Source organism: Streptomyces sp. NPDC046821 (assembly GCF_040645335.1).
Lineage (GTDB): Bacteria > Actinomycetota > Actinomycetes > Streptomycetales > Streptomycetaceae > Streptomyces.
In genome coordinates, this window is sequence record NZ_JBEYYB010000002.1 from 652,573 (window position 1) to 670,568 (window position 17,996).

Below are 17,996 nucleotides of genomic sequence, written 5' to 3' on the forward strand. Positions count from 1 at the left end.
GGGGACCGAAAGGCGTGGCCGGTGGCGGTCGACCACGTCCCGCGCTGGGAGCGGTGGACATGATCGACCACAACGGAGGGCGGGCTACGCCGAGTGTGCTGAGGGCTCGCCGAAGAGCGCCCTCAGCACATGAAGAAACGATCAGCCCATGACGGCGCGCAGTCCGGCCGTGACCACGACCGCCGCCGCGATGACGACAAGGAAAGGCGCGCGCAGCATCAGCGCGACCGCCGCGGCGGCGAGGCCGGCCGCCTTCGCGTCGAGTACGAGCGCACGCCCGTCGGCGAACGCCTGCTGAGCCGTGAGCGCGGCCAGCAGCGCCACGGGGAGCAGCGCGGCCAGTCGCCGGACGACAGGCCGTTCCAGGACTCCGGCGGGCACGAGCAGACCGATGAGCTTGACCGCGTAACAGCCGACTGCGGTCACTCCGACCGCGATCCAGATGTTCATCGGCCCTCTCCTTGTCGGCCGTCGGCCTTGTTCACGTTCACGTTCACGTTCGTGTTCTTGTTCTTGTCTGCGGCGAGTGCGCTGCGTGCCGCCCGGCGGCCCTCTACGTAGAGCACGGCCGGGGCGGCGAGCGCGGCCACGAGGACGGGGACGCCGGCCGGCAGGACGGGCAGCAGCCCGAGGCCGAGGATGACGGCGATACCGGCGACGGCACGCTCCGTGGGGGTCCGCAGCATCGGCGCGAGGAGCGCGAGGAAGACGGCGGGTCCGGCCGCGTCGAGCCCCCAGGCGTCGGTGTCACCGATGGCGTTCGCGCCGAGCGCCCCGAGGAGGGTCGTGAGGTTCCACAGCACGTAGAGGGTGAGGCCCGTGACGGTGAAGCCGATGCGGGCGCTGCGGCGCGTGGGCTGGGCGAGCGAGACGGCCGTGGTCTCGTCGATGACCCAGTGCGCGGCGAAGGGGCGCAGCACGCGCGGGAGGGCGAGCAGTTGGGAGAGGCGCAGCCCGTAGAAGGCGTTGCGCACGCCGAGGAAGAAAGCGCCCGCCGCGGCGGTGAGCGGGTTGCCGCCGGCCGCGATCGCGCCCACGAGGGCGAACTGCGAGGCGCCGGTGAAGACGAGCAGGCTGAGCACGCACGTCTGGAGCACGGTGATGCCGCTGCCCACCGAGGTCACGCCGAAGGCGAACCCGGAGAGCCCGACGGCGACGCCGACGCCGAGCGCGTCCCGGACGACGGCGGAATCCGGCTTTCCGGCCCGTAGGGTCCCTGTCCGTCCGGTTTCACGCTCCGGTGGTGACTCGGCGCGTATTACTGCGGATGTTGTCTGTTCTGCCACGCCCTCGACGGTACGAGGGGCAGCGGGGACAGGTCTTGTACGTTCTTGCGCTCCCGTTGGTAGGCGCCCGGCGGGACGCCGACGATCCGGGTGAAGTGCCGGTTCAGATGCGGCTGGTCGGTGAATCCGACGGTCACGGCGGCGTCGGCCGGTGCCGTGCCGCCGTCCAGAAGGCGGCGGGCGGCACGCACGCGCGCGTCGGTGAGCCAGGTGTGGGGCGGCATTCCGTACGCGTCCTTGAAGGCGCGCAGCAGGGCGAACGGGCTGGTCCCGAGTTCGGTGGCCAGGCTCTCCAGGGAGGGCGGTTCGGCCATCCGCTCTTCGAGCACGGCACGCGCGCGTGCCGCGATCCTCGTGCCCGCCGACCGTCCGGGGCGCGCGGTCATGGGCTGCCCGTGATCACGCAGGAGCCGGGCGACGACGACGCGCAACAGGCTGTCGGCTGCGAGCGCGTTGCCTTCCTCGGCCGCGCGGTGCACCTCGCGGATGAGGTGACCGGCGTGCGGGTCGGTGACGATCGTCTCGGCGAAGGCGGCGGTCCCGCGTACCGCCGACGTCTCGCCCGCGATCTCGGCCACGACCTCGGCCGACGGGTACAGCGTGTGGTACGCCCAGCCCTCGGGGCCGCCGGCACGGGCCGTGTGCGCCACCTCGGGATTGATCATGATGACGCTGCCGGGGACCGCGTGCAGCCGCCCGGTCGGCAGGCCCACCTCCTCGATCCCGCTGGTGACGGAGGCGATGACGTAGCCGTCGTGGCTGTGGCGGGGGAAGGTGTGGCGGACGTAGTGCGCCCGCAGCAGGTCGAGGCCGGGCAGCTGTGCGTAGCGCCAGTGCCTGGCCCATTCCTTCGGTGCCGGTCCCGCCATGGGTTCCATTCTGCGTCACGGCGGCCCCGGCCGACTCCTCGCCGATGTCCGGCCGGGCGGCGTTTGCGCAGGTCCGGGGCATTGTCAGTGGGGAGGTGCACGATGGGGGCATGGTCAGGTCCGCACGCAGCCCGCTCGACGGCTTCTCCCCCGCGACCCGCGGTTGGTTCACGGGGGCGTTCTCCGCGCCCACGTCGGCCCAGGCCGGGGCGTGGCAGGCCATCGGCGAGGGCTCTGACGTGCTGGTCGTCGCCCCGACGGGTTCCGGCAAGACCCTGGCCGCGTTCCTGGCCGCCCTGGACCAGCTCGCGTCGACGCCCCCGCCCGCGGACCCGAAGAAGCGCTGCCGCGTCCTGTACGTCTCGCCCCTGAAGGCCCTCGCGGTCGACGTGGAGCGCAATCTGCGCAGCCCGCTCACGGGCATCCGGCAGGAGTCGGTGCGCCTCGGTCTGCCCGAGCCCGAGGTGAAGGTCGGCATCCGCTCCGGGGACACGCCCCCGGCCGAGCGCCGGGCCCTGACGACCCGGCCGCCGGACATTCTGATCACGACGCCCGAGTCGCTGTTCCTGATGCTCACGTCCGCCGCGCGGGACGCGCTCACTGGCATCGAGACGGTGATCCTCGACGAGGTGCACGCGGTCGCGGGCACCAAGCGCGGCGCCCATCTCGCGTTGTCCCTGGAGCGGCTCGACGAGCTGCTGCCCAGGCCTGCGCGCCGGATCGGCCTGTCGGCGACGGTCCGTCCCGTCGACGAGGTGGCCCGCTTCCTGTCGCCGCAGCGCAAGGTGGAGATCGTCCAGCCGCGCTCCGGCAAGGAGTTCGACCTCTCGGTGGTCGTGCCCGTGGAGGACCTGGGCGAGCTCGGCGGCTCGCCCGTCGCCGACTCCGACCAGGGCGCGGAGCGGCCGTCGATCTGGCCGCACGTCGAGGAGCGCATCGCGGACCTGGTCCAGTCGCACCGCTCGACGATCGTCTTCGCCAACTCCCGCCGCCTCGCCGAGCGCCTGTGCAACCGGCTGAACGAGATCGCGTACGAGCGGGCGACGGGCGAGCCCATGCCAGAGGACCACGCGCCGGCCGAGCTGATGGGCGGCTCGGGCGCGGCGAACGGAGCGCCTGCGGTCATCGCCCGCGCGCACCACGGATCGGTCTCCAAGGAGCAGCGCGCGCTCGTCGAGGAGGACCTGAAGGCCGGCCGCCTGCCCGCCGTCGTCGCCACGTCGAGTCTCGAACTGGGCATCGACATGGGCGCGGTGGACCTCGTCATCCAGGTCGAGTCCCCGCCGTCCGTGGCCTCGGGCCTCCAGCGCGTCGGCCGCGCGGGCCACCAGGTGGGCGCGGTCTCCACAGGCGTCGTCTTCCCGAAGTACCGGGGCGACCTCGTGCAGTCGGCGGTGGTCACCGAGCGGATGCGTACGGGGTCCATCGAGTCCCTGCGCGTGCCCGCCAATCCGCTGGACGTGCTGGCTCAACAGCTGGTCGCGATCACGGCACTCGACACCTGGCAGGTCGACGATCTGCTGGCGCTCGTCCGCCGCGCGGCCCCCTTCGCGTCGCTTCCGGAGTCCGCGTTCACCGGCGTCCTCGACATGCTCGCGGGCCGCTATCCCTCCGACGCCTTCGCCGAGCTGCGCCCGCGCGTGGTGTGGGACCGCGTCGCAGGGACAGTCACGGGACGGCCGGGTGCCCAGCGCCTCGCCGTCACCTCCGGGGGCACGATCCCGGACCGCGGCCTCTTCGGAGTGTTCCTCGCCGGCGCCGACCCCAAGAAGGGCGGCGGCCGCGTCGGCGAACTCGACGAGGAGATGGTCTACGAGTCCCGGATCGGCGACGTCTTCACCCTCGGTACGAGTTCCTGGCGCATCGAGGACATCACGCGCGACCGCGTGCTGGTGTCCCCGGCGCCCGGCGTCCCGGGCAGGCTCCCGTTCTGGAAGGGCGACCAGCTGGGCCGGCCGCTCGAACTGGGGCGCGCGGTGGGCGCGTTCCTGCGCGAGGTGGGCTCCCTGTCCGACGAGGACGCCCGGCTGCGCCTGCTCGCAGCGGGACTCGACGCGTGGGCCGCGGACAACGTGCTGTCGTACCTGGCAGAGCAGCGCGAGGCCTGCGGCCACATCCCGGACGACCGCACCATCGTCGTCGAGCGGTTCCGCGACGAGCTGGGTGACTGGCGGGTCGTCGTGCACTCCCCGTTCGGCGCGCAGGTGCACGCGCCCTGGGCGCTCGCCCTCGGCGCCCGGCTCGGCGAGAAGTACGGCATGGACGCCCAGGTCATGCACGCAGACGACGGCATCGTCCTGCGCCTGCCCGACGCCGACCTGATGAGCCTCGACCTCCTCGACCAGGAACCCGCCAGGGCGGGCGCCCCTTTCCATACGGCGGTCGACGCCGACCAGGCACCACTCGGCGCGGCCGACGTGGCCTTCGACAAGGGCGACGTCGACCAGATCGTCACCGACCAGGTCGGCGGCTCGGCCCTGTTCGCCGCCCGCTTCCGCGAGTGCGCGGCCCGCGCCCTGCTGCTGCCACGCCGCAACCCCGGCAAGCGCACCCCGCTCTGGCAGCAGCGCCAGCGCGCCTCCCAACTCCTCCAGGTGGCAAGCGAGTTCGGATCGTTCCCCATCGTCCTGGAAGCGGTTCGGGAATGCCTCCAGGACGTGTTCGACGTACCCGGTCTCGCGGAGCTCATGGGCGACATCGAGTCCCGCAAGGTCCGCCTCGTCGAGGTCACCACCCCCGAGGCCTCCCCGTTCGCCCGTTCCCTCCTGTTCGGCTACGTCGCCCAGTTCCTGTACGAGGGGGACTCCCCGCTCGCCGAGCGGCGCGCGGCAGCCCTCTCCTTGGACTCGCGTCTGCTCGCCGAACTGCTCGGCCAGGCGGAACTGCGCGAGCTGCTCGACGCGGATGTGCTCGCCGAGCTTGAGCAGGAACTCCAGTGGCGCACGGAGGACCGGCGCATCAAGGACGTGGAGGGCGTCGCGGACGCGCTGCGTGTCCTCGGGCCGCTCACCGGCGCCGAGTTGGCGGAGCGGGGCGCCGAGCCGGGATGGGGCGAGGACCTGGCGTCCGCGCGCCGCGCCATCCGGGTGCGTGTCGCCGGGGCGGACCACTGGGCGGCGATCGAGGACGCGGGCCGGCTGCGGGACGCGCTCGGTACGGCCCTGCCCGTCGGCGTGCCCGAGGCCTTCACCGAGCCGGTCAAGGATCCCCTGGGTGACCTGCTCGCCCGGTACGCGCGCACGCACGGCCCGTTCACGTCGGCCGCGGCAGCCGCCCGCTTCGGGCTCGGCGCGGCGGTGACGGACGGCGCGCTGCATCGCCTCGCGGCGAACGGACGTGTCGTACAAGGAGAGTTCCACCCGGCGGGCATCGGCCAGGAGTGGTGCGACGCGACGGTACTGCGCCGCCTGCGCCGCCGTTCACTCGCGGCGCTGCGGCACGAGCTGGAGCCGGTGCCGCCCGCCGCCCTCGCCCAGTTCCTGCCCCAGTGGCAGCACATGGGCGGGCACGGGCTGCGTGGCGTCGACGGCCTGGTGCGCGCGGTGGAGCAGTTGCAGGGCGCGTCCGTCCCGGCGTCCGCCCTGGAGAAGCTGGTCCTGCCGTCCCGCGTCTCGGGCTACACACCGGCGATGCTCGACGAACTCACGGCGGCGGGCGAGATCGTATGGGCGGGCGCGGGTTCCCTGCCCGGCAAGGACGGCTGGGTCTCCCTCTATCTGGCCGACGCGGCACCCCTGCTGCTCCCGCCGCACCATCCTCTGGAGCTGACGGCCCTGCACCAGTCGGTCCTGGACACGCTCTCCGGGGGCTACGGCCTGTTCTTCCGTCAGATCGCCGACCAGGTCCGCGCGACGACGCATCCTGACGCGACGGATCCTCAACTGGCGGACGTGCTATGGGATCTGGCCTGGTCCGGACGGCTCACGAACGACACGCTGACACCGATGCGCGCGCTCCTGGGCTCGGGCCGCACCGCGGGTTCCACGGCACACCGGGCCCGCCGCTCGATCCCCCGCGGCCGCTACGGAGGCCTCACCTCCGCCGCACGGCCCGCATCCCGTTCGGGGCCGCCCACGGTCGCGGGCCGCTGGTCGCTGCTGCCGTCCGCCGACCCCGACCCGACGGTGCGCGCCCACGCCCTGGCCCGCACACTCCTCGACCGGCACGGCGTCGTGACCAGGGGCGCCGTCGCCGCCGAGGGCGTGGAGGGCGGCTTCTCCGCGGTGTACCGAGTCCTGTCGGTCTTCGAGGAGAGCGGCCAGGCCCGGCGCGGCTACGTCATCGAGGGCCTCGGCGCGGCCCAGTTCGCGATGGACGGCGCGGTGGACCGCCTGCGCGCGGCGGCGAACGCGCGCGAGCGGGGGGACACCTTGCCGGATCCGACATGGCCGCCCCCGCTGACGGACTCGGCGGACCCTTCAGCCCCGTCGGCCACCGGATCGTACGAAGTCCCGGACTTCCCCGAGGAGTTCACGTCACGGGAACACGACGCGTGGTCCCCGCCCGACACCACGTCCCGCCGCGCCACCAGCCCCCGGCGCAACACCGCCCCCCGAGCCCTCGTCCTCGCCGCCGCCGACCCGGCGAACGCGTACGGCGCTGCCCTCCCCTGGCCCGACTCCCCCACCGGCGCCGGACACAAGCCGGGCCGCAAGGCGGGCTCCCTCGTCGTGCTCGTCGACGGCGAGCTGACCCTGTACATGGAGCGCGGCGGCAAGACGCTCCTCGCCTGGCCCGCATCCGCCGGCGACACCGAGACGCTCACCGCCGCCGACCTGACCGAGGACACCCGCCTGCCCGCAGCGGCGCAAGCCCTGGCGGACGCCGCCCGCGCGGGCTCCCTCGGCACGATCACCGTGGAACGGGTGAACGGCACGGCGGCCCTGACCTCCCCGTTCTCCGCCCTCCTGGAATCCACCGGCTTCCACGCGACCCCCCGCGGCCTGCGCATACGGGCGTAGAGACACCCCGCCCCAAACCACACCACCAGCCGGCCCACCCCAAGCCACCACAGCCCGACCCCACACCCCAGCCCCACCTACCCAAAGCCCGACCGCACCGCCCGGCCCCGCCGTCCCCCACATCCGACGAACCACCCGCGCCCCACGCCCGAACCACCGGCCCCGCCCGCACGCAAGTCCGCCCCCGCCCACCACGGCCCGGCCGCACACCAGCCCCGCCCACCCCCACCCATGCCACCCTTGACCCATGCCCGAAGGAGACACCGTCCTGCAGACGGCCCGGCGTCTGCACACCGCCCTCGCGGACCAGGTGCTCACCCGCTCCGACCTGCGCGTACCCCGCCTCGCGACCGCCGATCTGACCGGCCGCACCGTCCTCGACGTCACCCCGCGCGGCAAGCACCTCCTCACCCGCGTCGAGGGCGGCCTCACCCTGCACTCGCACCTCCGCATGGACGGCTCCTGGAAGATCTACGCACCCGGCGAACGCTGGACCGGCGGCCCCGGCCACCAGATCCGCGCCATCCTCGGCAACGCCACCCACACCGCCGTCGGCTACCGCCTGCCCGTCCTCGACCTCCTCCGCACCACAGACGAAGCCAAGGTCGTCGGCCACCTCGGTCCCGACCTCCTGGGCCCGGACTGGGACCCGGAAGCCGCCCTGACCAACGTCCTACGCGACCCGGCCCGCCCCCTCGGCGAGGCCCTCCTCGACCAGCGCAATCTCGCCGGCATCGGCAACGTCTACAAGTCCGAACTGTGCTTCCTGCTCCACGTCACCCCATGGCTGCCCGTCGGCGCACTCCCCGCCGACACCGCCGCCCGCCTCCCCGAGCTCGCCAAAAGGCTCCTCGAAGCCAACCGCGACCGCCCCGCCCGCATCACCACCGGCAGCGACCGCCCAGGACAGCGGCTCTACGTCTACGGCCGGGCGCCCCGCCCCTGCCTGCGCTGCCGCACCCCGATCCGCGCGGCCGACCAGGGCGACGGCTCCCGCGACCGCCCCACCTACTGGTGCCCCGCCTGCCAGCACGGCCCGGCCCCACGCCCCTCGGCAACCCGCCCCTCCGCCACCCGCCCAAAGCCCACCAGATAGCCCGTACCGACTAATTGACGGACCGTCAGACCTGCTCGTACGGTCCCCTCATGGCCCTCACCGCGTACGACCTCAGTGGACGCACCGCATTCGTCACCGGCGCCGCGAGCGGTATCGGACGCGCCTCCGCCCTGCTGCTCGCCGAAGCCGGAGCCACCGTCCACTGCGCCGACCGCGACGCGCAGGGTCTGCACGAGACGGTGACCCTCATCAAGGACAAGGGCGGCACAGCCCAGTCCCACCCCATCGACGTCGCGGACCGCACCCAGCTCGCCGAGGCCGTGTCGGCGGCCGTCGAGGCGAGCGGCCGGCTCGACATCATGGCGGCGATCGCCGGGATCATGCACAGCAGCTCCGTCCTGGAGACCCGCGACGAGGACCTGGACCGCGTACTCGCCGTCAATTTCAAGGGCGTGCTGTACGCGTGCCAGGAGGCCGCCCGCGCCATGATCGCGACCGGCACGCGCGGCAGCATCATCACAATGGCCTCGGGCGCCGTCGACACCGGCGGCCCCGGCCTGCTCTGCTACGGCGCCTCGAAGGCCGCGGTCGTCCAGCTGACGAAGACCCTGGCCACCGAGGTCGGCCCGCAGGGCATCCGCGTCAACGCGGTCGCGCCCGGCTGGATCCGTACACCCATGACCGACAAGCACGACGCGGAGAAGCAGGCGCAGACCGAGTCCGTGATGGTCCGGATGTCCCCGCTGGGCCGCGTCGGCGAGGCGGACGACATCGCGCACGCCGTCCTGCACCTGGCGACCGACGCGTCGTCCTTCACGACAGGCCAGATCCTCCGCCCGAACGGCGGCGTCGCCATGCCCTGGTGACCCACCCACGCCCACGCCCCTGACCCCGACGCCCCGCCCGACCCGCGCGCGGGGCCTCCCCACTCCCCGCAGCAGCCCCACCCGCCGTAGAACCCCTGGCACCCCTGCCGGACCGCCTGCCCGCGCCCACCGCCCCCGCGGCCCGCGACTTCGGCACGCAGTGCACGGGCAGCAGGCTCAGCCCCCACCCGCCGGCCGCCACCGCCCCCTCGAAGGCCCCCGCGTCCGGCGCGAACATGAGCCGCAGCAGCCCCCACCACCACAGCGCCCCGAAGGCCACAGCAGGTATCCACCGCACGGCCCGCCACGCCAAGAGGCCACCTCCTGTCAGCTGCCGGATCAAGGAAAAATCCCCTTCACCATGGCACGAATGCCCCGATACGGGCATGTCGAGACGGCCCGTCACCCAGCCCCTCTACAAAACGCCGGGCATTCCAGCCCGGCCGGCGTTTGAGGCCAAAGAACGCGGGGGCGCGGGGGCGGAGCCCCCCCAAACCCCCGCCCACACATAAGCCGCACCCCCGACACGCAAAAGCCCCGGCCACCAACCCGGCCGGGGCTTTCACACACGTATAAGTGACACCTGCGCAACACACGTCACGCGCCGCGAGCTCACGCAGCGACGACGTCCACCGCTTCCGCAGGGGCCTTGATGGTCACCCGTTCCGGCGGGACACCGGCGACGGAGACAGAATTGAGTCGCGGGCGAACCGGTGCGGGCACCGGATCCGTGGCCGCTGCCGACTCGGCCAGCTCGGCGAGAGCGAGCTCGTCGCTCACCTCGCGCATGAGCTCGGACATCCGTACGTCAAGCGCGTCGCAGATAGCGGACAGCAGCTCGGAGGATGCCTCCTTCTGCCCCCGCTCCACCTCGGAGAGATAGCCGAGCGAGACTCGGGCGGACGAGGAGACTTCGCGCAGAGTACGGCCCTGGCGCTGGCGCTGCCGACGCAGCACGTCACCCAGCAGGCGACGGAGCAGAATCATCGGTGGCTCCCTCCTCGGACCGCGTAGCCGCATCCTTCACGCCCCACCGTACCGCCTCGCGCCGCGGCCGTGCGGGGAGCGATGTCGTGTTCACTCAGGGCTGTAAACATCAAAACCCCCCGTAATCTTCCGTATCCTGTGCCCGCTCATTCTCCGTGCGTTCGCTCAAGAGCTGCTCAAGCAGCAGTTCAAGCACACTCTCTACCGTCTTCATACGGATTTCCGAACGGCCGCCGTTCAACCGCAACGCGGCCACTTTCCGGCTAGGAGCGAAACCGGCACCCGCCACTCCGGCCCCGGTCACCGACCCACCACCAGGCCCGCCGGCCCTCTCAGGAGCCCCAGGCCCGCCGGCCCCCTCGGGAGCCCCAGGCCCGCCGGCCCCCTCGGGAGCCCCCGGCCCCTCGACCGCCACGAACACCGTCCCCACCGGCTGCCCGTCCTGCTCGTCCGGCCCGGCGACCCCGGTCGTCGAGATCCCCCAGTCCGCGCCGAGCGCCCGCCGTACCCCCGTCGCCATCTGCTGAGCCACATCGGGATCCACCGCCCCGCGCTCGGCCAGCAGAGTGCCGTCGACGCCGAGCACGTCCCGCTTCAGCTCCGTCGCGTACGACGTCACGGACCCGCGGAAGACGCGCGAGGCCCCAGGAACCGACGTGATCTCGGCGGCCACGAGGCCACCCGTGAGGGACTCGGCGACGGCGAGCGTCTGGCCTCGCTCGGCGAGCAGCCGCAGCGCCACGGCAGCAGGAGCGAGCTCGCCCGCCCCGCCGCCAACCGCTCCGGAAGTCACTGCTCCGCCGCCGCCCCGCGCTCGGCGGCCATGCCCTGCCGGCGCAGGACCACGGCCTGCCTCACGTAGTCGAGTCCGGTGATCACGGTCAGCGCGACCGCCACGGCCATCACCCAGAACCGGAAGGTGGCCAGCGGCCCGACGAGCGCCAGGACGTACATCCCGACGGCCGTGCCCTGCGCGAGGGTCTTCATCTTTCCGCCGCGGCTGGCCGGGATCACCCCGTACCGGATCACCCAGAACCTCAGGAGCGTGATGCCGAGTTCGCGGCCGAGGATCACGCCCGTCACCCACCACGGCAGGTCGCCGAGGCTGGAGAGACAGACGAGCGCCGCCCCCATGATCGCCTTGTCGGCGATGGGGTCGGCGATCTTCCCGAAGTCCGTGACGAGGTTGTACGTACGGGCCAGATGTCCGTCGAACACATCGGTGATCATGGCGACGGCGAAGGCCGCCCAGGCCCACGCGCGCCAGACGGGGTCATAGCCGCCGTCGGCCAGCAGGAGCGCCACGAAACCCGGCACGAGGACGAGCCGGAGCATGGTCAGGATGTTCGCGATGTTCCACAGGCTGGCCTGGTTGACGGCCGCAGCGCCCAGCTTGCCGCCGGGCGCCGGCTTACCGGTACCGCCCGCGGCGGAGGCCGGGACTCCGGTCATCTGGCCGCCTCCTCAGCACTCTCCAGCGGTTCGGCGACCAGGTCGACGCCCTGAGTGCCGATCACCTTCGCCTCGACCATACGGCCGACGGTCAGACCCTCGCCGCTCGTGAGCAGCACCTGTCCGTCCGTCTCGGGCGCCTGGTGGGCGGCGCGGCCGATGGCGCCGTCCTCGTCGTCGATGGACTCGACGAGCACGTGGACCGTCTCCCCGACGCGCTCCTCGGCGCGCTGCGAGACCAGCTCCTCGGCTAGCCGGGACACACGCGCGAGGCGCTCGGCGACGACGTCCTCGTCGAGCTTGTGCTCGTACGTGGCGGCTTCCGTGCCCTCCTCGTCGGAGTACCCGAAGACGCCGATGGCGTCGAGACGGGCGCCGGTGAGGAAACGCTCCAGCTCGGCCAGGTCCTCCTCGGTCTCGCCGGGGAAGCCGACGATGAAGTTGGACCGGACGCCGGCCTGGGGCGCCTTGTCGCGGATCGTGGCGAGCAGGTCGAGGAAGCGGTCGGTGTCACCGAAGCGCCGCATCGAGCGCAGCACGGAGTGCGACGAGTGCTGGAAGGAGAGGTCGAAGTACGGGACGACCTTGTCGGTGCCCGTCAGGACGTCGATGAGGCCGGGACGCATCTCGGCGGGCTGCAGGTAACTGACGCGGACCCGCTCGATCCCGTCGACGGCCGCCAGCTCGGGCAGCAGCGTCTCCAGGAGCCGGATGTCGCCGAGGTCCTTGCCGTACGAGGTGTTGTTCTCGGAGACGAGCATGACCTCCTTGACGCCCTGCTCGGCCAGCCAGCGCGTCTCACCGAGCACGTCGCTGGGGCGGCGAGAGATGAAGGAGCCGCGGAAGGAGGGGATCGCGCAGAACGAGCAGCGGCGGTCGCAGCCGGACGCGAGCTTCACCGAGGCGACGGGGTTCGACCCGAGGCGGCGGCGCAGCGGGGCGCGCGGACCGGACGCGGGCGCGACGCCCTCGGGCAGGTCCACGGGCGCGTGTCCCGGGAGGGCGACCTCGGCGCCGGCGGTCTGGCGCTCGGCCGGGGTGATCGGCAGGAGCTTGCGCCGGTCGCGCGGGGTGTGGGAGGCGTGGATACCGCCGTTGAGGATGGTCTGGAGGCGGTCGGAGATGTCGGCGTAGTCGTCGAAGCCGAGGACTCCGTCGGCCTCGGGGAGGGCTTCCGCCAGCTCCTTGCCGTACCGCTCGGCCATGCAGCCGACGGCCACGACGGCCTGGGTTCTGCCATGACCCTTGAGGTCATTGGCTTCGAGAAGGGCGTCGACGGAGTCCTTCTTGGCGGCTTCGACGAAGCCACAGGTGTTGACTACGGCGACGTCTGCGGCCTCGGCGTCCTCGACGAGCTCCCAGCCGTCCGCCTCCAAGCGGCCTGCGAGCTCCTCCGAGTCCACCTCGTTACGGGCGCAGCCAAGAGTGACAAGGGCGACGGTACGGCGTTCGGGCATGGGCTCAAGACTACTTGTTCCCACGGACAGCCCCGGCCGGGAGGGTTACCCGGGGATCACCGCCGGGCAACCTCCCGCTCATCCGACCTCGGGATCGCCCTTGGTGTAGGTGAGCCGCTCGACCTGTCCGGGCTGGAACTCGTTGGATACCTGCTTGCCGTTCACGTACAGCTGGATGGCGCCCGCGTCGCCGAGGACGAGGTCCACCTTCTGGCTGTCCTGGAAGGTCTTCGACTGGCCCTGCTCGAGCAGGCCGTCGAACATGATCCGTCCGTTGTGGTCCTTCGCGGAGATCCAGCTGCGGCCGTTCGCCGCGTTGATCTTGACGGTGACCTTGTCCCGGGGCGCGGCGGCGATGGCGCTGTCGGACGGGTCGGCCTTGGGCTGCTTGGTGGGCTTGTGGGTCGGCTTGGGCTTCGGCTTGGCGGTCGCGGACGGGGCGCCCTCGGCTGCCTTCTTGTCGGTGCTGCCGTTGTCGCCGCCGAACGCGGTGAAGCCGACGAAGCCGATCACGATGACGATCGCGGCGACCATGGCCGCCGTCCAGTTCGGCCGGCGCCGGTCGGACCGGATGCGCTCGGCCTCGAACAGGGGCTTGGCCGGCGTCGGCGCGGACTGCCCGCCGTGCGCGTCGGCGTACTGCGCGAGGAGCGGGGCGGGGTCGACGCCGACGGCGCGCGCGATGGTCCTGATGTGGCCGCGGGCGTACACGTCGCCGCCGCACCGGGAGAAGTCGTCCTCCTCGATCGCGTGCACGATGGGGATGCGCACCCGGGTGGAGGTACTGACTTCGTCGACGGTCAGCCCCGCGTCGACACGTGCCTGCCTCAGGACGGTGCCGATCGAGGGACGGTCGTCCGAGGGCGCGGTCGCCTGCCCGTCGGCCGGCGGGGGCGTCGGGTCGAGGTCATCCGAAGGACGGTCGTCTTCAGGGGAGTTGCCGATGGACACGGGTGCGCCTTTCGAGCGTGTAACCACCTGCCGGAGGTTCAGTCTAGGGGGGGTGCGAAAGGGTCGGGCAACCGGGCGGTCAGACTTTGTACGCCATCGGTATGGCCGCGTGAAACAGCCGGTCACCCTGTAGTCGGGGCATCGTTCTGTCCCCTCCCTCAACTTGACGTACGACGAAGAGAAACGGTTGCTCCGCACTCCCTTACGAGTGAGCGTCGGGCGGGGAGTACGAGGCGTGCGTTCGGCCATCAGGGGGCGCGTGTTGCGAAACCGCGCGCCTCATGATTGAGCTTCCCCGCGGATCACCGCAAGCACTCCATCGAGTTCGTCGGGTTTGACCAGAACGTCACGCGCCTTGGAGCCCTCGCTGGGCCCGACGATGTTCCGCGACTCCATGAGGTCCATGAGGCGCCCGGCCTTCGCGAAACCGACGCGCAGCTTGCGCTGGAGCATCGACGTGGACCCGAACTGCGTGGAGACGACCAGCTCGGCGGCCTGGCACAGCAGGTCGAGGTCGTCGCCGATGTCCTCGTCGATCTCCTTCTTCTGCTTGGTCCCGACGGTGACGTCGTCCCGGAAGACGGGCGCCATCTGGTCCTTGCAGTGCTGGACGACGGCGTGGATCTCGTCCTCGGTGACGAACGCGCCCTGCATACGGGTCGGCTTGTTCGCGCCCATCGGCAGGAAGAGCCCGTCGCCCTTGCCGATCAGTTTCTCGGCGCCCGGCTGGTCGAGGATGACGCGGCTGTCGGCGAGCGAGGACGTGGCGAAGGCCAGCCGCGAGGGGACGTTGGCCTTGATGAGTCCGGTCACGACGTCGACGGAAGGGCGCTGGGTGGCGAGCACGAGGTGGATGCCGGCCGCGCGTGCGAGCTGCGTGATCCTCACGATCGAGTCCTCGACGTCCCGCGGCGCGACCATCATGAGGTCCGCCAGCTCGTCGACGATCACCAGCAGATACGGGTACGTCTTCAGCTCACGCTCGCTGCCCTCGGGCGTCTTGAGCTTGCCGTCGCGGATGGCCTGGTTGAAGTCGTCGATGTGCCGGTACCCGAACGCCGCGAGGTCGTCGTAGCGCAGATCCATCTCGCGTACGACCCACTGCAGCGCCTCGGCGGCCCGCTTGGGGTTGGTGATGATCGGCGTGATCAGGTGCGGGATGCCCTCGTACGCGGTCAGCTCGACGCGCTTGGGGTCGACGAGGACCATGCGGACGTCCTCGGGCGTGGCCCGGCACATGATCGACGTGATCAGGCAGTTGATGCACGAGGACTTACCCGAGCCGGTGGCACCGGCGACGAGGATGTGCGGCATCTTCGCCATGTTGGCCATGACGTAGCCGCCCTCGACGTCCTTGCCGAGCGCGACGAGCATCGGGTGGTCGTCCTCGGCGGCGTCGGCGAGGCGCAGCACGTCGCCCACGTTGACCATCTCGCGGTCGGTGTTCGGGATCTCGATGCCGACGGCGGACTTGCCGGGGATGGGCGAGATGATCCGGACGTCCGGGGACGCGACGGCGTACGCGATGTTCTTGGCGAGCGCCGTGATCTTCTCGACCTTCACGGCGGGGCCGAGTTCGATCTCGTAGCGGGTGACCGTCGGGCCGCGCGTGAAGCCGGTGACGGCGGCGTCGACCTTGAACTCCGTGAACACGTTCGTCAGGGCGTCCACGACGGCGTCGTTGGCCGCGCTGCGCGACTTGCCGGGGCCGCCGCGCTCCAGGAGGTCGAGCGACGGCAGGGAGTACGTGATGTCGCCGGCGAGCTGGAGCTGTTCGGCGCGCGGCGGCAGGTCCCTCATCGAGTCGGGCGCGGACTTGGTCAGGTCGGGCACGCCGGACTTCACCGGTGCGGGCTCGGGGGCCTTGGCCGTCTCCTTGGCCAGGGTCTTGGCCCGCGCGGTCGGCACCGGAGCCGTGCGCTCCGGCTCGCTCCCGCGGTCGGTGGTGCCGATCTTCTGCGTGAGATCGGCGACGAGCGGCGACGGCGGCATCCCGTGCAGCACAGCCCCGTCGAGCGCCGCGGCGGCGGCCGCGGCCACGTCGACCGCGTCCATGGGCCGCTCCTGGACAGGCTGCACAGGCGTACGCCGGGGCTTGCGCCGCTGTGAGAGCGCCTCCTGCTCCGCGTGGTCCGGGTCGTAGCCCTCGGCGTCAATGGCGGCCCGCCGGGAGCGGACGGGCCGCGCCGCGCGCCACTCCTCGTCGTACCCCTCGTCCTCCGCGTCCGCCCCGAACACCTCGTCCCCCACATGCGGGTGGACGATGCCGAGCTTCATGCCGAGCAGGCGCAGCCGCTGTGGGATCGCGTTGACGGGCGTCGCCGTGACGACGAGCAGCCCGAAGACGGTGAGCAGTACGAGGAGCGGCACCGCGAGCACGTCGCCCATGGTGAAGGTGAGCGGGGCGGACGCGCCCCAGCCGATGAGTCCCCCGGCGTCCCTCAGCGCCTGCATACCGTCACTGCGGGCGGGCGCGCCGCACGCGATGTGGACCTGGCCGAGGACGCCGATGACGAGGGCGGACAGGCCGATCACGATCCGACCGTTCGCCTCGGGCTGCTCGGGGTGCCGGATGAGCCGGACGGCGATGCCGCCGAGCAGCAGCGGTACGAGCAGGTCGAGTCGGCCGAAGGCGCCCGTGATCAGCATCTCCACCAGATCGCCGACGGGCCCGCGCAGGTTCGACCAGGTGCCCGCCGCGATGATCAGCGCCAGGCCGAGGAGCAGCAGCGCGAGGCCGTCCTTGCGGTGTGCCGGGTCGAGGCCCTTGGCGCCACGCCCTATACCGCGGAACATCGCGCCCACGCTGTGCGCGACACCGAGCCAGAGCGCGCGGGCGAGCCGGTACACGCCCCCGGTGGGGCTGGGCGCCGGCGGGGGTGCGGGCTTCTTCGCCGCGGCCTTCTTGGCGGGCGCCCGCTTCGCCGGCGGCTTCTTCGCCGCGGCTTTCCTGGCAGGGGCCTTCTTCGCCGGAGCCTTGGATGGCGCGGCCGCCTTCTTCGCGGGCGACTTCTTGGCTGCGGGACGTGAGGCCATGGATGTGAGGTTACCGGTGGAGGCCACGGCGGACACGTGTGCCCACGGCTTCACCCGTCCGTGTCGCGGATCGGCCCGCTCCGAGGTGACGCTCCCTCAGAAGAGGTGACGCTTCCTCAAAAAGCGGGCCGCTGCCGGGCTCTGGTCGGCTTCCGCTCAGAAGAGGGCCGCTGCCCCGTTCCGCTCGGCTTCCGCTCAGTTCTGCGACGGCAGGGTCGGAGCCCCGCTGCCGGTGCCGGGCTCCAGGGCGTCGAGAGCGCGGCGCAGTCCGGTCAGCTTGCGTTCGAGGTGGGCGGCCGTGGCGACGGCCGCCGCGTCCGCCGATTCGTCGTCGAGCTGCTTCGAGAGCGCTTCCGCCTGCTCCTCAACGGCCGCGAGCCGCGCGGAGAGTTCGGCGAGCAGACCGGCCGGCTCCCTGGGGTCGCCGACGGCGGACTTCCCGTTGCCCTCGAGCTGGAGCCGCAGCAGGGCTGCCTGCTCCCGCAGTTGGCAGTTCTTCATGTACAGCTCGACGAAGACGGAGACCTTCGCGCGCAGGACCCACGGGTCGAACGGCTTCGAGATGTAGTCCACCGCGCCGGCCGCGTACCCACGGAACGTGTGGTGCGGGCCGTGGTTGATCGCGGTGAGGAAAATGATCGGGATGTCCCGTGTCCGCTCACGGCGTTTGATGTGCGCGGCGGTTTCGAAACCGTCCATTCCCGGCATCTGGACATCCAGCAGAATGACCGCGAAATCGTCCGTGAGCAGTGCTTTGAGCGCTTCCTCCCCGGACGATGCCCGCACCAGTGTCTGATCGAGCGCGGAGAGGATGGCCTCCAGCGCCAGCAGATTCTCCGGCCGGTCATCGACCAGGAGGATCTTGGCCTTCTGCACCATGGCCCGCCCTCCTCGCCCCGGCATGGGGCCGCCCCTGTCCGCAGGATTTGAGACGGCTCCGGAAGCCGCCCCAGGCAACGACTCCCTTGCGCCGCCCGTCCTTGTGCCGGTCATGGTAGCCGCACCCCGCCTGTCGCCACACCCTGTCACCGCGATGTCACCGTGCCCGTAGCAGAAACGCGGGGCGAGACCGAA

At 71.9% G+C, this 17,996-nt stretch carries 14 protein-coding genes; 3 read left to right on the forward strand and 11 right to left on the reverse strand.

Annotation, left to right across the window (positions count from 1 at the left end):
* Nucleotides 1-141: 141 nt before the first annotated feature.
* From ABZ893_RS06420 to ABZ893_RS06430, 3 genes are read right to left on the reverse strand one after another with little or no spacing between them, the layout of a single operon-like run.
* Nucleotides 142-450: an AzlD domain-containing protein gene (locus ABZ893_RS06420; protein ID WP_361397627.1), complete on the reverse strand. Its 309-nt coding sequence runs from the start codon at nt 448-450 to the stop codon at nt 142-144.
* Complete coding sequence (locus ABZ893_RS06425) at nt 447-1,259, reverse strand: AzlC family ABC transporter permease (protein WP_361397756.1); 813 nt, start codon at nt 1,257-1,259, stop codon at nt 447-449. Before ABZ893_RS06425 ends, ABZ893_RS06420 begins: the two co-directional genes overlap by 4 nt.
* Nucleotides 1,259-2,155, reverse strand: a complete 897-nt coding sequence (locus ABZ893_RS06430; RefSeq protein ID WP_361397630.1) for an AraC family transcriptional regulator — start codon at nt 2,153-2,155, stop codon at nt 1,259-1,261. The genes ABZ893_RS06425 and ABZ893_RS06430 overlap by 1 nt, the downstream gene beginning before the upstream one ends.
* 110 nt (nt 2,156-2,265) lie before the next feature.
* On the opposite strand from ABZ893_RS06430, the gene ABZ893_RS06435 reads away from it, so the two are divergent.
* From ABZ893_RS06435 to ABZ893_RS06445, 3 genes are all read left to right on the forward strand, one after another.
* On the forward strand, nt 2,266-7,116 hold the full coding sequence (locus ABZ893_RS06435; protein WP_361397633.1) for an ATP-dependent helicase: 4,851 nt from the start codon (nt 2,266-2,268) through the stop codon (nt 7,114-7,116).
* Between the two features lie 247 nt (nt 7,117-7,363).
* The gene (locus tag ABZ893_RS06440; RefSeq protein WP_361397635.1) at nt 7,364-8,212 is read left to right on the forward strand and encodes a DNA-formamidopyrimidine glycosylase family protein; all 849 of its coding nucleotides are present in this window, start codon (nt 7,364-7,366) and stop codon (nt 8,210-8,212) included.
* Between the two features lie 50 nt (nt 8,213-8,262).
* Complete coding sequence (locus tag ABZ893_RS06445) at nt 8,263-9,039, forward strand: SDR family NAD(P)-dependent oxidoreductase (RefSeq protein WP_361397638.1); 777 nt, start codon at nt 8,263-8,265, stop codon at nt 9,037-9,039.
* On the opposite strand, the gene ABZ893_RS06450 is transcribed toward ABZ893_RS06445, so the two are convergent.
* The 8 genes from ABZ893_RS06450 to ABZ893_RS06485 form a co-directional block, all read right to left on the reverse strand.
* Nucleotides 8,987-9,277: a hypothetical protein gene (locus ABZ893_RS06450; protein WP_361397759.1), complete on the reverse strand. Its 291-nt coding sequence runs from the start codon at nt 9,275-9,277 to the stop codon at nt 8,987-8,989. The genes ABZ893_RS06445 and ABZ893_RS06450 overlap by 53 nt on opposite strands.
* A 374-nt stretch (nt 9,278-9,651) precedes the next feature.
* Nucleotides 9,652-10,026, reverse strand: coding sequence for a helix-turn-helix transcriptional regulator (locus ABZ893_RS06455; RefSeq protein WP_100591071.1), 375 nt, complete (start codon nt 10,024-10,026; stop codon nt 9,652-9,654).
* 109 nt (nt 10,027-10,135) lie between these two features.
* The gene (locus tag ABZ893_RS06460) at nt 10,136-10,768 is read right to left on the reverse strand and encodes a CinA family protein (protein WP_361397641.1); all 633 of its coding nucleotides are present in this window, start codon (nt 10,766-10,768) and stop codon (nt 10,136-10,138) included.
* Between the two features lie 47 nt (nt 10,769-10,815).
* On the reverse strand, nt 10,816-11,478 hold the full coding sequence (pgsA, locus tag ABZ893_RS06465; RefSeq protein ID WP_361397644.1) for a CDP-diacylglycerol--glycerol-3-phosphate 3-phosphatidyltransferase: 663 nt from the start codon (nt 11,476-11,478) through the stop codon (nt 10,816-10,818).
* Nucleotides 11,475-12,935: a 30S ribosomal protein S12 methylthiotransferase RimO gene (gene rimO / locus ABZ893_RS06470; RefSeq protein WP_361397646.1), complete on the reverse strand. Its 1,461-nt coding sequence runs from the start codon at nt 12,933-12,935 to the stop codon at nt 11,475-11,477. The genes pgsA and rimO overlap by 4 nt, the downstream gene beginning before the upstream one ends.
* 78 nt (nt 12,936-13,013) lie before the next feature.
* Nucleotides 13,014-13,886: a RodZ domain-containing protein gene (locus ABZ893_RS06475; RefSeq protein ID WP_361397649.1), complete on the reverse strand. Its 873-nt coding sequence runs from the start codon at nt 13,884-13,886 to the stop codon at nt 13,014-13,016.
* 279 nt (nt 13,887-14,165) lie between these two features.
* A complete protein-coding gene (locus tag ABZ893_RS06480; RefSeq protein ID WP_361397652.1) occupies nt 14,166-16,922 on the reverse strand; it encodes a DNA translocase FtsK in 2,757 nt (918 codons plus the stop codon).
* 195 nt (nt 16,923-17,117) lie between these two features.
* The gene (locus ABZ893_RS06485; RefSeq protein ID WP_361397655.1) at nt 17,118-17,801 is read right to left on the reverse strand and encodes a response regulator; all 684 of its coding nucleotides are present in this window, start codon (nt 17,799-17,801) and stop codon (nt 17,118-17,120) included.
* Nucleotides 17,802-17,996: the final 195 nt, after the last annotated feature.

Coding starts and splice junctions, on each gene's coding strand:
- ABZ893_RS06420 (WP_361397627.1), bottom strand. CDS start 450: ATGAACATCTGGATCGCGGTCGGAGTGACCGCAGTCGGCTGTTACGCG.
- ABZ893_RS06430 (WP_361397630.1), bottom strand. CDS start 2,155: ATGGCGGGACCGGCACCGAAGGAATGGGCCAGGCACTGGCGCTACGCA.
- ABZ893_RS06435 (WP_361397633.1), top strand. CDS start 2,266: ATGGTCAGGTCCGCACGCAGCCCGCTCGACGGCTTCTCCCCCGCGACC.
- ABZ893_RS06440 (WP_361397635.1), top strand. CDS start 7,364: ATGCCCGAAGGAGACACCGTCCTGCAGACGGCCCGGCGTCTGCACACC.
- ABZ893_RS06445 (WP_361397638.1), top strand. CDS start 8,263: ATGGCCCTCACCGCGTACGACCTCAGTGGACGCACCGCATTCGTCACC.
- ABZ893_RS06450 (WP_361397759.1), bottom strand. CDS start 9,277: ATGTTCGCGCCGGACGCGGGGGCCTTCGAGGGGGCGGTGGCGGCCGGC.
- ABZ893_RS06455 (WP_100591071.1), bottom strand. CDS start 10,026: ATGATTCTGCTCCGTCGCCTGCTGGGTGACGTGCTGCGTCGGCAGCGC.
- pgsA (WP_361397644.1), bottom strand. CDS start 11,478: ATGACCGGAGTCCCGGCCTCCGCCGCGGGCGGTACCGGTAAGCCGGCG.
- rimO (WP_361397646.1), bottom strand. CDS start 12,935: ATGCCCGAACGCCGTACCGTCGCCCTTGTCACTCTTGGCTGCGCCCGT.
- ABZ893_RS06480 (WP_361397652.1), bottom strand. CDS start 16,922: ATGGCCTCACGTCCCGCAGCCAAGAAGTCGCCCGCGAAGAAGGCGGCC.
- ABZ893_RS06485 (WP_361397655.1), bottom strand. CDS start 17,801: ATGGTGCAGAAGGCCAAGATCCTCCTGGTCGATGACCGGCCGGAGAAT.